This window comes from Clostridium sp. AM28-20LB, from assembly GCF_003480665.1.
In the GTDB taxonomy this organism is placed as follows: domain Bacteria; phylum Bacillota; class Clostridia; order Lachnospirales; family Lachnospiraceae; genus Otoolea; species Otoolea fessa.
Genome location: NZ_QUJN01000002.1, coordinates 381,394 through 396,341, shown reverse-complemented (window position 1 = coordinate 396,341; position 14,948 = coordinate 381,394). Strand labels below are relative to the sequence as shown.

Annotated in this window: 16 protein-coding genes; all 16 read right to left on the bottom strand. The window is 43.1% G+C overall.

The features are described 5' to 3' along the window. Positions 1–3: 3 nt before the first annotated feature. Positions 4–312, bottom strand: coding sequence for a plasmid mobilization relaxosome protein MobC (gene mobC / locus DW739_RS06745; protein ID WP_015513332.1), 309 nt, complete (start codon positions 310–312; stop codon positions 4–6). Continuing rightward, entirely contained in the window at positions 291–467 is a 177-nt protein-coding gene (locus DW739_RS06740; RefSeq protein ID WP_015513331.1) for a DUF3789 domain-containing protein, read from the bottom strand. The genes mobC and DW739_RS06740 overlap by 22 nt, the downstream gene beginning before the upstream one ends. A gap of 138 nt (positions 468–605) precedes the next feature. Further along, positions 606–929 (bottom strand): hypothetical protein, encoded by a 324-nt coding sequence (locus tag DW739_RS06735; protein WP_015513330.1) that lies wholly within the window; start codon positions 927–929, stop codon positions 606–608. 81 nt (positions 930–1,010) lie between these two features. Beyond that, complete coding sequence (locus DW739_RS06730) at positions 1,011–1,823, bottom strand: site-specific DNA-methyltransferase (RefSeq protein ID WP_007884620.1); 813 nt, start codon at positions 1,821–1,823, stop codon at positions 1,011–1,013. A gap of 11 nt (positions 1,824–1,834) precedes the next feature. Continuing rightward, on the bottom strand, positions 1,835–2,581 hold the full coding sequence (locus DW739_RS06725) for a hypothetical protein (protein WP_007884619.1): 747 nt from the start codon (positions 2,579–2,581) through the stop codon (positions 1,835–1,837). Positions 2,582–2,587: 6 nt separating this feature from the next. Next, a complete protein-coding gene (locus DW739_RS06720) occupies positions 2,588–3,565 on the bottom strand; it encodes a DUF3991 and TOPRIM domain-containing protein (protein ID WP_110102380.1) in 978 nt (325 codons plus the stop codon). After that, complete coding sequence (gene metK / locus DW739_RS06715; RefSeq protein ID WP_171027942.1) at positions 3,565–4,725, bottom strand: methionine adenosyltransferase; 1,161 nt, start codon at positions 4,723–4,725, stop codon at positions 3,565–3,567. The genes DW739_RS06720 and metK overlap by 1 nt, the downstream gene beginning before the upstream one ends. Before the next feature lie 88 nt (positions 4,726–4,813). Beyond that, complete coding sequence (locus DW739_RS06710) at positions 4,814–9,190, bottom strand: SpaA isopeptide-forming pilin-related protein (protein ID WP_055247154.1); 4,377 nt, start codon at positions 9,188–9,190, stop codon at positions 4,814–4,816. Between the two features lie 73 nt (positions 9,191–9,263). Further along, complete coding sequence (locus tag DW739_RS06705; RefSeq protein WP_006426989.1) at positions 9,264–9,746, bottom strand: gamma-glutamylcyclotransferase family protein; 483 nt, start codon at positions 9,744–9,746, stop codon at positions 9,264–9,266. A gap of 12 nt (positions 9,747–9,758) precedes the next feature. Next, complete coding sequence (locus DW739_RS06700; RefSeq protein ID WP_006426990.1) at positions 9,759–10,715, bottom strand: amidoligase family protein; 957 nt, start codon at positions 10,713–10,715, stop codon at positions 9,759–9,761. 2 nt (positions 10,716–10,717) lie between these two features. Beyond that, the gene (dcm, locus tag DW739_RS06695; protein WP_338126111.1) at positions 10,718–11,998 is read right to left on the bottom strand and encodes a DNA (cytosine-5-)-methyltransferase; all 1,281 of its coding nucleotides are present in this window, start codon (positions 11,996–11,998) and stop codon (positions 10,718–10,720) included. Positions 11,999–12,083: 85 nt separating this feature from the next. Beyond that, the gene (locus tag DW739_RS06690) at positions 12,084–12,635 is read right to left on the bottom strand and encodes a hypothetical protein (protein ID WP_007884604.1); all 552 of its coding nucleotides are present in this window, start codon (positions 12,633–12,635) and stop codon (positions 12,084–12,086) included. Positions 12,636–12,789: 154 nt separating this feature from the next. Further along, complete coding sequence (locus DW739_RS06685) at positions 12,790–13,080, bottom strand: hypothetical protein (RefSeq protein ID WP_006426993.1); 291 nt, start codon at positions 13,078–13,080, stop codon at positions 12,790–12,792. Next, positions 13,077–13,985 carry a ParM/StbA family protein gene (locus DW739_RS06680; RefSeq protein ID WP_044912250.1) on the bottom strand — a complete coding sequence of 303 codons (909 nt, stop codon included), beginning with the start codon at positions 13,983–13,985 and terminating at the stop codon, positions 13,077–13,079. Before DW739_RS06680 ends, DW739_RS06685 begins: the two co-directional genes overlap by 4 nt. 187 nt (positions 13,986–14,172) lie before the next feature. Next, a complete protein-coding gene (locus tag DW739_RS15110; protein ID WP_005341391.1) occupies positions 14,173–14,505 on the bottom strand; it encodes a DUF5720 family protein in 333 nt (110 codons plus the stop codon). Between the two features lie 40 nt (positions 14,506–14,545). Next, positions 14,546–14,938: a hypothetical protein gene (locus DW739_RS06670; RefSeq protein WP_225877015.1), complete on the bottom strand. Its 393-nt coding sequence runs from the start codon at positions 14,936–14,938 to the stop codon at positions 14,546–14,548. Positions 14,939–14,948 lie beyond the last annotated feature (10 nt).

Here is a 14,948-nt window from a genome sequence, read left to right as displayed (position 1 = left end):
TCATTACCACTCTTCCTTTACCAGATGCCATGTCTCTTTGGTAAGCCGCAGCATTTCCTGAATACTCTGCTCGCTTGCCATACCAGAAGCATTGGCAACATGTGCAAGCTGATTGGCATTGTTGCATAAGCCTGCAATCTTTCGGAGCAATTCGGGATGATGCTCACAGGGTTTTGCATGAACCTGCGCTCCTAAAATCAACGAACGCATAAACTCTTCCCGGCTCAGACCGCTTCTTTCGACCTGCTCATTCAGTTCCCTGACTTCCCTTGCATTAAGCCGTACCGGGATCACATGGTTTCGTTTTCGCATTGCATCACCGTCCCTTCTTTTTTCTCTTCCTCTTTCATCATACCGCCAAGATCCTCATCGGATTTTTTCGCTGCAACCATGCAACAGGTCACTATCACTCCTATAAATCCTCCGCTCATCAATGCGATTACAATCATTACTCCATTTCTTAACATGACTTGATCCTTCCTTTCCATTTCCGTCTGTGTCCGGGGGATTGGGGTTCTCCCCAAAGTGCGTTTGGATATCCAAACGCTATGCTTGCAAAACGAGTACCGCCAGTTTCTGTAGCACCGGATTGACTCGATTCTGATTTATTTTGATTCTTTTATCTGTACCAGTCCATCAAGTGTCGTACAAATGATATGGAGTCTGTCTGCCATACTGATTTCGGTATTCATTGTTCCTGTCACTTCTTTCCCACATACGACTACCATCCGGCATCTCCGTAAAAGGATATGGGACATTCTTCCATATCCCTGCATATCTTCTGCATCAGACTCTTCCAAGAATGGTGAGAATACAAATCTCGGACAGATTGGTACATACCCAAGTTCATAGATTTTTCTGCAATATTTCTGCACTTTTACCCGGCTTTCTTCTGCTGAACAGCACACATAAGCCAGCGCCTGTTCCATACGCTCCATCTCCTTCCTGCATCCAGTTGGATGCCACTCATTTTCTCTATAAAAAACAAGATGTCCAATTGGACATCCCGGCTACTTTTCATCCTCTTTCTGCTCTGCTTCTAATGCAATTTTCACTCTGTCACTTCCCAGTTTGTAGTAGGCATCTGTTACCTCAATTCCCACTGCACGATAACCTGTCATAACCGCTGCAAGGACAGTTGTTCCTGCTCCGACAAACGGGTCCAGGATCAGCCCTCTCGGTTCACAAATCTGGATAACATCTTTCATAAGCTGCAACGGTTTCTCTGTCACATGAATCCGGTTCTGCGGATTGCCATATCGGAAGACGCCCGGCAGACAAGATACCGGACGGTTGATCGGCATCGGTCCGTTACTGCCCCACACAATATATTCAGCCTGCTGGCGGAAACGGCCTTTCTGTGGACGGGAGTTTCCCTTATCCCACACCGCTGTTCCTCGCCAGATCCATCCTGCCCACTGCAATGCATCGGTAATCGATGGATACTGACGCCAGTCAATGAACAGACAGATCGGAGCACCTTTCTTGCAGGCTTTCCGCACATCATAGAGCCATTCAGCCATCCAGTGCGTCCAAGATCTCTGGTCTTTGTTATCCCCATCGAAATCCGGAAGTGCATTGGCAGCACTCATACTGCTGTATTTCTGATTTGTAGTACGATTTCTTTCATTCTGTTTTGTTCCACCGGATGCATACGGCGGATCGGTAATAACTGCATCAAAGATTCCCGGCTGGAATGCTTTGACCAGTTTTAATGTATCTCCATGTAATATTTTCCAGTTTTCCCCTTCAGTATATTCCTCCGGGTATGTTCCCTCTTTCATAAGTTCTTCCAAACTCAGGCCATTTGTCATAGGCATCATCCTTTCTTTTCTCAGCGTTCCGGCTGATTTTTCTTCTTTGTCTTTTTATTTTCTTTGGGCGGCGGACTCAACTCAGTTTCTACATATTCGCTGATAATCAAAAGTGCTTTGTAATAGTCCCCACTTTCCAATACCCTTTTACGCATTTCTTTTGCTTCTGCTGTCTGTTTATTCTTTTTCAAAAGAGTTGAGGCATCGCCCATAATGGAAAAAATATTCCCATCATGTCCAAGGAGCTGTAACTTGGGACGTTGTTTCTCAGGCTTTGTCGGAATCTGCTCTGTTTTCTTTTCATACATTTTCGGCTGTTCCATATTAGGATGCCAAAAATGCACATTCATCGTTCCACCATCTACCTTGATATCCCTCTGTTCAAATCCTTCACCCCACCCGTCACTGTACTGCCCTGTAATGTATTCGGTGAATTCCTGTAGTTCTTCCTGACTTAAAAATTCATTTAATTCCAGTTTGGTACAGCCGTACAGGATTCCGTCTTTGTTTTCTATCGTAACAACTGCACTTTGTATCTTTTCCTGAATGGACTCACTTCCGTCAAAATACTGCATGAGATCATCTTCCCCATAGCGTTCCAGTTCTTCTCGGATGACTTCTTCATAATCGGCAAGTTCTGTTCCATCTAATGGCATTCCATATTCATCACTCTCCGACCACTCTTCTTCCCATTCGGATTCTTCTGAATAAAGATTTCCAGTCAGCTCCGTCAACAGATGTACGTGCATCGTTCCTTTTTCTTCCATTCTCTATCACCTTCTTTCCAATGGTCTGTCCCTGCATTTATTTGCCTGCTTTTTTTCTTTCGCAAGGTCTGCATAATCTTCCCCTTCTTTTTCCGGCAGATTGCAGATAATCTGATACGTTCCCTCGTAATGTTTTTTCATCTGTTCTTTCGCCCATCTCCCGGCAAAGTCATTATCGGTGCATATTTCAATTTCTTTGATTTCCGGATGGTTCTTCAGAAACTCTTCCAGTGCGTCCGGCGGCTTTTTAAAACGTTCACTCTGTATCAGTGCGTTTTCTTTCGGAGCAGCGATTCCCCCAAGGGAAAGACGATATTTATCCCTCTTTCCTTCTTCCAGTGTCATGTGTGCCAATGCATCAATACACGCTTCATATACGGCAACTCGCTTTGTTTCTCTTTCAGGTGGAATGCAAAAGCTGTACTTTTTTTCACTCCCGGTCTGCTCCATCTTGAATCCCTTCCCGTTTTTTTCATAGATTCCTCGCAGGAATGCATATCTTGCTTTTCTGGATTCATCTTTCCCAACAAAAACTGCGTTATGGTACGGGACACTTTCATAAAGGATTTCATGTGAAATACAATATGTGATCACTTCATCGCTGATTCCTCTGTGGTTTAAATAAGCCCTGATTCGTCTGCAATTACAATATCTCTCCGGCAGTTTAAATAGTGGTTTTTCCTTTTCGGCAGACTGTGTCGGAATAAAAGACGGACTCTCTTCGCACAGCAGTTTTACAGCATCTGTAAATTTCATTCCATCCACTTCAATCAGGAACCGCAGTGCAGACACTCCCCCGATATCTCTGGATTTCCAATGCCATTTACTCGACAATTCATTGATTTTAAAACTGTCATGGTCCGTCAACTGCCATTCATTTCTGGTTCTTGTCTTTTGCAGTCTCTGTGCCTGATGTGTTCGCAAATACTCATACGCAGTCATATTTTTTGCTGCCTGAATCTCTTCTTCTGTTACCCAAGGCATTACAGAATCGTATCCTGAAGAGCCAGTACCTTATCTGTCCGCTCCCAAGGAAACTCCTTTCTTCCAAAATGACCAAAAACTGCCGTCTGCCGGAAAATCGGACGATTCAATCGAAGGGATTCCATGATCTGAACGGGTGTCACTCCAAACACCAGTGGGATTGCTGCCGCCAGACAATCATCTGCACACACTTTTCCTGTACCAAAGGTATCTACCTCAATCATAACCGGTTCTGCTACTCCGATTGCATAAGCCAGAGACACCTGACACTTGCTTGCAAACTCAGCAGCTACTATATTTTTGGCGATATACCTTGCCATATAAGCCGCCGAACGGTCTACTTTCGAACAGTCCTTTCCCGAAAATGCACCGCCGCCATGCGGAATCATACTGCCATAAGTATCCACCATCAGCTTTCTCCCCGTCAGTCCGGTATCTGCATCAAACCCTCCACACACAAATTTTCCTGACGGATTAATCAGAATCTTCGTATCCTCATCCGGCGGCAGTAATCTGAGTGCTGAGCGAAGCACTTTCTCTCTAATCTCGGCATCTAACTTCTTCAGGCTCTTTTCTGCACCATGCTGGCAGGAAACAACAACACTTTCCAGTCTCACTGGTTTTCCATCTTCATATTCTACGGTTACCTGTGCTTTTCCATCCGAAAAGATATCTTTGATATATCCGCTTCTTCTGCAAGCCGAAAGTTCACGTGTGATCCGGTGTGCCAGAACAGTCGGCATTGGCATAAGCTGCGGAGTATCATCACACGCATATCCGACCATAACACCCTGATCTCCAGCTCCCCTGCTTCTATCTCTTAATTTTGCGCCGATATTATCCCGAAATTCTTTCGACACACTCACTGCTTTCGCAATATCTGGACTCTGCTGGTGTACAAACGTATCCATTTCTATCCCATCTGTACAATATCCACACTCTTCTAAAACTTTTCGGATCACATCAAACACTGGTGGTTCATATCCGCTGGTGATTTCTCCTGCTACAAACACATTTCCTCTTGTAGCAAGGACTTCACACGCCACTCTCGAAGATGGATCGTAACGCAGACATTCATCTAAGATTGCATCTGCTATCTGATCGCATACTTTGTCTGGGTGTCCTTCTGTTACTGATTCTGCTGTATAAAAACGTCTCATCATTCTTCTCCTTATATACAGACAGGGCAGAAGCTGCTTTATGCACATCTCCTGCCCTGTCAGATTGGTTTATCCTGTAATTCTTATTTTATTTTTCTTCTGTTTCTTTTTTGTTGTCTGTCATTTTTGACTTCTTTCTGCGGTATACAGTCACTCCTGTAGCTGTTCCAGCAGATGCCAGTGCAAGCAGAACAAACGCCCATATTTTCTGGTTATCACCTGTTTTTGGTGCATTTGTTTTTTCTGTTGTTTTCTCCGGTGTTCTGGCATCTTTCATTTCTACTTTCTGGACTTCCATTGTATCTTTCAATGTAAATGTGACATCTTCCGCAATCTCGTAACCATCCGGTGCTGTGATCTCACGCAGAGTAAGTTCTTCATTGACTGGGAGTTTTTCAACGGAATGTGGTTTTCCATCTGTAATCCACTCTTCCAGAACAGTTCCGTCTTTGCGGATAATCTGAAGCTTTGCCCCTTCCAGTTCTTTTCCGGTTGTAAGGTCTGTTTTTGAAATTTCCACTTTGGAATATTCATCTTTCATCTCAACCTTTGTCACACTGCCATCTTCTTTGACTTCAAACATCACATCGCTGGCAGACACATAGCCATCTTCATAAGGAGCCAGTTCCTCATGTAAGGTATAACTTCCTTCCGGCAGTCCGTAAATGACATGTTCTTCCTTACTGCTTACCCATTCTTCCACAACATTTCCGTCTTTATCAATGACCTGCAGTTTGGCTCCTTCCAGCTCATTTCCGGTAGTTGCATCTGTTTTTGTAATGCGTGTTTCTGTCGGCTGATTCTCAACTTCTTTGTTCAGTTCAATCTTTGCAAGATTCTGATTTTCGTAAGTTGCATCTACATTCCATACTTCCTCATTTGGAAGATATCCAGCTTTTCTGACTTCCTCTTTGACATAGTATTTTCCATGTGGAAGATCACTGTCGAAAGTAAGTGTTCCCTTTGCATCCGTTGCTTTCTTTTCCAGCAAGGTATCTTTCTCTACGAGAACCTCTCCCTGATTAGAAAGAATATCTTCTGCAGCATACAGTCCAAAAATAACACCTTCCAGCTTTTCGCCTGTGACAGAATCTTTCTTTTCTACTGATACGAAAACTTTCTGTCTTTCATTTTTATAGGTAACGCCTTCATAAACAACTGCCTGTGTATCATCCTCTGCTGTCAGGGTAAATTCTTTCTGTTCTGTATTTAGGACAAAATTCTCTCCTGCTACAACTTCTTTCAGATAATACGTTCCCAGTGGCAGATTGTTGATAACTGCTGTTCCATTTTCATCTGTAGTCAGTTTGGCTACCAGGTCATCTTTCTCATATCGGACAACTGGATTTCCTGCTTCGTCCTTTGCTCCGTCCGGTGAATAGATGGTATCTTTGGCATATATTTCGAATTCAGCGCCTTCTACTCCGGTTTCTTCATATTTAAAGCCTTTATAAATACCTGTTTCTTCTTTTCCAGATACGGCATTTCTTACTTTTGAAACCAGTGCTTTTACTTTTGCCAGAACAGAATCTCCGGTTACTTCGGTAAGCTGTTCTCCCTTTTTCGTCAGGAGCAGGCTTCCTACCTGTTCATCGTTTTTCTGTTCTACCTCTACAATCGCAGCTCCTGTATCTGGATCAATCTGATGTGCAGTGTTTGAGGATACTGTAATTACAATACCACTCTGTGGATTTTCTTTATATGTTCCTTTTGTAGTCTGTTCTAATGGTGAAATAATCGTTGTTCCATCATACAGGGACTCCTCGCTTCCCTGTCTTACAAATCCTTCCGGTGCTTTCACTTCTTCGATTCGGTAGGTAGAGCACTTCAGTTCCTGCGGTGTGATCAGATATCCTTCCTCGTTTGTTTCGAATACACTGATCTTTTCTTTCTTCGGATACTGAACAACCTGTTCCACATATTTCTTATTTGTCACATCGTAAATCTTATAAGAAGCACCAGCCTTTAAAACAGTATTTCCAGTCTGTGCATCCTTCTTTACAATTTTCAGCAAAAATTCAAACGGGCGGTCATCAAATACTCTCCACTGCATTGGCTCTCTGCTGTCATTTTCCACATTTACAACAAATGGATCAATGGTTTTCAAATTCTCAGGGGTAGTACTTTCCACTACAACATAACTTCCATACGGCAGTTCCGGGCTGACTGCATATCCTTTTGTATCAGTGATCAGTTCTGGTACTGGTACGGCTGTTCCATTCTCGTAAGTAACTGCAACCTGCTCTTTGCTGAAGTCATAATTTTTGAAATCGCTTGCTGTATAGCTTTCTCCATTGGCTGGCTTCAGTTTTCCATTTTTTACCTGTGTCAGGTCGCTGATCAGATATACCTTAAATCCTGCTCCTGCAACCAGGTCTGTTTCTGTCTGCTCTCCATCTTCACTGATTTTGATTAACTGGAATGCCTGTTTCTTTACCTGCTCTTTTACCGTAAGGTCTCTTGTCACTTCGGCAACATCCTGACCTTCATAAGTTACTGATACCTCGTATTTGGTAGTATCCAGTGTATATCCTTCCGGTGGAGTGATCTCTTTTACATACATTTCTCCAAGGTATAATTCTGAAAATTCCAGTGTTCCGTCATCTCCGATGACTCCCTGTGCAATCAGGCTGTCCTGTTTATACAGAACCCCTGTTGTGCCATCCGGATGCACGATGTCCTCTTTTGCATACAGACCATACACAGCACCACGAAGAACACTGTCCCCCTGCGCTTTAAATGCAAGTGTTTCTTTATCGATCTTTGCGATTTTCACCTTTCCGGTGACTCTCTCATCTGTTGCTGTTACAGTCATTGTCTTTCCGGCAGTAACAGCCACTTTATATACTTCTGTATTCAGTTTGTATCCTGTCGGAGCAGTGATCTCTTTCACGTACACTGTTTTCAGTGCAGAATCAAAATAATCGCTGACTGCTTTTCCGTCTGTTCCGGTTGCTGACATTGTCATCAGCAGATTTTCACACTTCTTATCAGTATAAATACCATAAACTGCTCCTGACAGTGGATTCTGTGTATTGACATCTTTCTTCATAAGTTCAATGCGTGTCATATTCAGCCACTGTACACTGAAGCTTACCGGCGCTGCTGTTTCGCTTTCAAATACACCGATATCCTGCTTGGAATCTCCGGTTGTCAACACCAGTGTTCTCCATGTCTTTCCGACAGAACCATATAAGTTGCCGGAAGCATAACTGCCTGTCAGTAATAAATCTGCGGACAGATAGAATGTATCTCCACCATAAATCTGGATTTTTCCATTTGTAACACTTGTTCCTTTGGAAAGATTATGTGCTGTCACATTTTCTGGTACACTCAGTGTCACATAGTTTCTGTGATCTCCAGACAGTGTGATATTTGGTGTTTTCTGGATGTTTCCATCCCGTACTGCATTCAGCTTTGTGCTTGAAAGGCTCAGTTCACCTTTTGGCGGTTCTTCCTGTCCAAACAGATAATTGATATATGCGATAACCCCTGCATTTACAAGGTCATTATAATTACACCCTGTAAATCCGGCTTCTCCTGCATAAGCATAGCTGGCTGCAATGTGTGTATACACATACTTTTCATCTTCCGTTTTTCCAGACAGATAACTTCCTGTCAGATCTCCTGCCCCGCCATAACCATAATAAAGGACTTTCTGCAGATTTTTATTGCTGTCCAGTACCTGTGCTACATAACTTCCACTCGGTGGGGATGCTTTCTGGGACTGAAGGCAGTATGCAATTTTTCCATTGACTGTAAACAGGCAAGTAAGATAATTTCCAATATAACTTGGATAATAAATAGTTCTCCCCTTTGTCAATGTAACTGTGGAACCGCTGCTTGTAGCTCTTTCAGCCGCAGACAATACCATCACATTTCCCTCTTCGATGTCCTCTTTCAGTTCTTTGATTGCCTGTGCAGATGCATCTTCTTCGGATGTTTCAATTTCTACATCTGTGTAGTTCTGCACAGGCGAATCCGAATCATCTTCAGATTCTGTATCTGACTTCTGTTTCTCTCCACCATTTTCTTCGGAATGTGCCTGTCCTTCGGTATCCGTCAGAGTCACTTTACGGGTGATGGTATAGCTGTCACTCTTATCTTTTGGAACGACCATATAAGTGGCAATATATGTTCCTGCTTTGTCTGAATGATACTCTCCACCATTCTCATCTTTGATACTTACAAGCGTAACATCTTCTTTTTCTGCATCATAATGGATTCCTTCCATACTGGTTTCCACTGCAAATGTATCATCTGAAACTGCTTTTGTGATATCATCTGCTGTAACTGATGTATCTTTCTGGCTTGTTACCGCCTGTTCAGATGCCTGTACTTCCGTCTGCTGTTCCGAGCCTGTCTGTTCGGCCGCAAACGCATTCGCACTGCTCAAGGTACTGATGCCCATCAGGACAGCCAGTCCAAAAGCAGCAATTCTGGTCTTTAATTTTCTAACCTTCATGTGCTTTTCCTTCCTATTATAAATAGATTTTTTCAGTAAAATACCGCAGAAGATGTTTCCTCTGCGGTACGTTTTATCTTGCATATCGATTTTTTTCTTTTTTTACTTCCTGTCTGGTACGTTTTACCGCTTCCATGACAGACTCCGTTGGAATCTGGTTATCCTTACATCCTTCCAGAATTCCATCCAGATAAAATTTCGATGGCTTTGCCGGAACATCTTTGTGCGGAGCGTTCATCATATATACAAACACTTCTTTCTCCACACCATCCTGATTTTTTACCCGAATCGATTCTTTCCCATAAAAACTTGGGAATCCTTCATAAAAATCCAGACTCTTCTCACACGCTTCTGTGATTTTCCATAAGACTCCTTCGACATAGCTTCCTTTTTCCGGCAGAACCGTTGCTACCCCATTGCCCGGAGCCCTTCCCCGAAATGCCAGCCGATAATTTTCAAGCCGGACGTTTTCCACAACTTCCGCAGCCGGACACCTGTACTTCATCTGCTCCAGATTCATGTTGCTGCCATAAGCGAAGTAATATCTATCTTTCATTTTTTCTCACCTCTATCTGACTCCTTCTGTCCTTTGATTTTTCTTCAGACACTCATACGTGCTTTTATCATATCTCCACGCAAGATCACCATCCAGATTTGCCAGCAGATGTTTTCGAACATTTTTATATTCGTCTCCAATTAACCCAAGTCTCAATAAAAATGTACGAAATGTAAATGCCGGGTTTTCTGATATCAGTGTCTTTTTCATCTGTGTCGATCTCTGATTGATTGCCTGTGCGGAAATGGCTAATGCCAGTGTAATATTTGCTCTCACCTTTCCTGCATGTAGTGTGCTTTCAAAACAACGCCATTCCAAAGTTCCCTTGGAAAACACAGCATGAAGATTCAGAGCATAATAACGGGTATGATCATAATGGGTATGACTTCCATCCCTGCCTCCATACCAGACATTTCTTACTCGGTCCATTGTGATTGATTTATTTGGTATTTTTCGGATTTTCTCCAATACCTCCGGTCGCACCCTCTGACAATAACTATTTGCTCTTCTCTCCTGCACTTTCAGTGCTTTGAACAGGATATCTTCCTTTGCATACATAATTGTCAGTGCATTTTTCAGACTCTGCGGTGTATGATTCGATGCATCTACATGAACATGCTGACCACAGGACTCATTTACAAAACCTCCATGCTGTCGCAGACATCGTACTACTTCCTGTAACTTTCCCATTTCATCATAGGATAATTTCGGTGATACCATTTCTGTTGAATATTCTCCACCTGCGTCTACAATTCGACCGTATACTTTCCGTTGTGTATAAATGCTCCCATCAGACATAAATTTCCACTTTTTTCCTTCCAGATCTATCACTGACCAGACTCCATAAGTAGTGCCGTCATAATATGCTTCTGTTCCAAACATTTCAGCAACAACTTCTGCAGCACGTTGTCTGGTAATCCCTGTCATTTCGATTTCTGTGCCAAAGTATTGGTCTTTTATTCCGATCATGCCTAATGGATTCCTTTCTCAGACACTTTCTGTGTGTTAAGTTCGGAGTCTGCCTTTTGTAACAATCTGCCAATTGCCTCGATAACATTGACAGTTACTCCGTTTCCAGCCTGTTTATAAAGCTGTGCGTCAGAAGTGCTGTCTATGATCTTATCAATCTGCCAGTCGTAATAACCCTGCAGTCGCAGACATTCCCTCGGAACTAACCTTCTTATTCTGCCGTGATACAAGATGCCATGACGATCGGTTGCAGTAATTGTAAACATCGGTTCTTCGGGTTCTTTCATACGTCTGCCGTTCTGACGAACATTCTCTTTTGCTGGTGTTAAGACTGCTCTTGCTCCATCCTCTGCTAATACACCAGAACATTCTCCTTTGTATTTGTGGACACCGCATTGTCTGGTATTCAGGCTTCTGCATTCTTCCGTTACCACCGGCGGAGGTGAAAGATCGACAAAGTGCAGCGTTCCCTGTTGAACACCTGTTGTCAGGGTATGTGCGATCTGGTGTCCGACTCTTCCTCTCCTGCTGTTGAGATTCGCATAACCCAGATCGATGCTGTCCCCTTCTCTTGCAAGTTTGTAGCCGAGCTTTGTATTCTCTTTGATTGGAACACCTACATCATATAATCCTGTCTTGCCGCCCATTCCACCTGCCTGTGATGTCAGGGTACAGCTTAGTCCTTTGGGACTGTAGACTCTTTTCCCCTGACTTCCTGCCCGGACTTGAACAAGAGCTGCTCCATTTGTTTCTGGTTCAGGTAATACTTTTCCGGCACATCGGAAATCAAAATATCCGACAATATACACCCGTTTTCTTGCTTGGGGGACTCCGAAATCCTTGCTGTTAAGCACTTTCCATTCGACATGGTACCCCAGTTCAGAAAGCGTACTGAGGATGGTGCAAAACGTCCGGCCTTTGTCATGCGATAACAAACCGGGAACATTTTCAAGGATAAAATACGAGGGTCTTTTAGCTTCAAGAATCCGGGCAATTTCAAAAAAGAGAGTTCCTCTTGCATCTGCAAATCCTTCTCGCTTTCCGGCGATAGAGAATGCCTGGCAAGGAAATCCTGCACAGAGTAAATCAAAATCTGGCATTCGTTCTGGTTCGATTGTTCTTGCGTCATTACAATACCACTCCCCTTCCGTATCAAACAGCAATCGGTAGTTCTTATCCGCATAAGTATCCACCTCGCAATGTCCGACACAGACAAAGTTTCCTGCCCGTCTTAAGCCTTCACGAAATCCCCCGATTCCGCTAAAGAGATCAAAAAATTGAATGGTTGCGGCTATCAACCTCCTTTTTGCTGATAAAAACAGGCGGCATGATCTCTCATACCGCCCTTCGTTATTCTGTATCAATTGGTTACCATTCTGTTGGTTCTTCTGCTTTGGATTCTTCCGGATCAGTCTCTCCTTCTGGTTCAGTTTCCTCTTCCGGTTCACTTTCCCCTTCTGGTTTGTTTTCCTCTTTCGGTTCACTTTCTCCATCCGGTTCGGCTTCCTCTTCTGGTTCACTTTCCCTTTCCGGCTCAGTTCTTTCTTCCGGTTGAGTTTCTTCTGTTCCCAATTCTCCAGTTGTCTGTTCGGATTCTTCAGGCTGCTCTTTGCTTTGCCATTCGACCTCTACCTTTTCCAGTGCTTCTTCTATAATCTGAATTAAGAAGTCTTTCTGTTTCATGTGTTTCTTTCCGATGACTACTTTTAATCTCTGGAATAATTCCTCTGATACCTGTACTGCTACTGTTCTTACTGCTCCCATGCTTATTTCTCCTTTTCCTTCCACTCTGTTGAAATGTTCTTCAATGACCTGTTGTAAAAATTTTTGTGTGCTGCTTTCTGTGAGTTCAATCTCTTCTCTTACTTTCTCATGTAAGTCCATCGGGATCTTTCCGCAGATATTTTTCATCTCTGCCATAACCTTTCTCCTTTCACTTTTGCTACACACAACATACTCCAAAGCCGCATGGAAAGCTATTCACAATACCCACCAAAGATATCGATGCATTTCTTGCCTTACCCCTAGCAGATCCAACAATGTATGTATCGTGCAATCATAGGCCTCACCCCCTTTACAAATTTTCCATTTGAGATAGAAAATCCATCATCTGATCTGGTATTTCTTCCGATGATGGTTTCGTTTTCAATTGTTCCGTAGTGCCACATATTCCTAATTCCCGAACACTTTCTTTTATCGTCTTTTGAATGACTTCTTCCATCCATTTCCGATCCTCTTTTTCCAGAATTGCCTGAACCAGATACTGGCTTTTCTGCCCTTCTGGAACACTTTGAAATTTCTCCCATGCCCTCTGGTGTTCTGGATTTTTCAGGTTCGGGCGGAACGAATATACCGGGCGTGTCATCTCGTCCACATCTGCTCTACAATCCGTTCATACCCTGTTGCGTTGGCATGGACGTCCTCTATAAAAACGGGGCGGCAAATCGCGTCCTGTGCGGTCACGTGGCGTTTTAAAATTGCGGAGCCTCCCCCCATAAATACGGTGGGTACTGCCCGGAGATCAAACCCGGATTCTGTCACCGCAGACAGTATTCTTTCTATATATTTCCGTCCGTTTTCCTGTATGATCCGTCTGGCCTCCTCTGCCATACTGCAAGATTCCCTCCGAAGCACACGCTCAATTTGAGTTTCTGTCACAGACAGTCCGGTATTTCTACGCACTTGTTCTGCTGTCTCATCAATACATCGGATTACTCCAAGTTCCAGACTTCTGCACGTTGCTGCATTCGGAACAGCATTGTCCAGCCTCATAAGGTCAACGGTCCAGCCACCAATATCAACAAGCAGAACAGACGGTTCATTCTTCAGATACTCTGGATGCAGAGCAAGCGCAGAGTATCCCTGTGGGAACAGTTTCACATCTTTTATTGTTATCTCATATAACTCACTTTCATATAAAAATCGCACTGGCTGCTCTTTCCGCAACAGATACTCCCTGAATCCCTGTTTCTCTCTTCCAAAACTTGAAAGCGGAAGTCCAACAGCCAGAATTACCTCTGTCTTTCGTTCCGCTTTCCGATGCTTGATTTCTTCTGCAATGGCTGCCAACGTCAGCAGATAATAATTATCATTGGACGTTTTATTTTTTACCAGCGTCTGTCTTCCCGTACCGCAGACATAATACTTTCCTTGATATTGCAGAACATTCTGCATGGTATACGGCTCGTAATCATACCCAATAATTCCACTTGGGAAAGACACTTGTCTTGTTTTAATGGCATAATAGCCATGATCAATTCCTATGATTATCGCAATCACATCCTTTCATTTTTTCTGTTTAACGTAAGGTCAAAAATGTTGTCACTGCTGCAACGGATCGTTGCAAAAGTGCCATTCGTGAACACTTTTCTATGTTCCAGCGTCCCAAAACCTGCGGAAAATCTGGCTTTTTTATACCACTATCGCCAGAGGAACACTACTGTTCCTTCCCAGCCGGTTATAAAAGATCCCTCTCCCGGCGGCGGTCCAGCCTGTCCGGGGGAGGGATATATCGCAAGTTTCCTTTTTGAACAATTGCCTGTCTTTTTATTTTTATGAGATGTTTTTCCTGCTTTTGTAAAATGGGAAGATACTCCGGTTCTGTCAAAAACTTCCGTATATAATTGCCCTTTTTTCCCAGCTTGTTATCATTTTTCAGCAGTTCTATTTCTACCATGTAATGGGTATCTGGATGAAATCTCTTCTCACACAAAATGCTGTCCCCTTTTATATAATCAGATTTAGCCGATTCTCTTGCTGCCGCCAAGAGTTCATAAATACTTACTTCCACCTCTTATCACCTCCCAAAAGACCAGAAAAAAGCAGACCTCTTAATCGAAGTCTGCTCCTGTCGGATATGGTAATCCTCTTTCTTCATATTTTTTATCGATATAATTTCGAATCCATTCCCTGTATTCTTCCGTTAATGCCAGTTCCTGAAATTCTAACAACCACTTTTCCCCTTTTGCTTCGTCATCAAGCCATCGATCTTCTATGCACTCCGGCTCATCTAACATTTTCATCATCGCTTCAAATGGCTCTTTTACATCATCACCAAATTCTTTCCATAAGGCGATTCCATAGTTCTCCAGTTCAAAAAATTCTGTCAGATATGTCAATCGTTCCATATCCCCCAATGTCATTCTTTTTTCATCTGACAATAATGCTCGATCTCTTTTGCCACATAGATTTAAAAATTTTCTCTTTTCCATCTCCACATCCATTATACTTTTA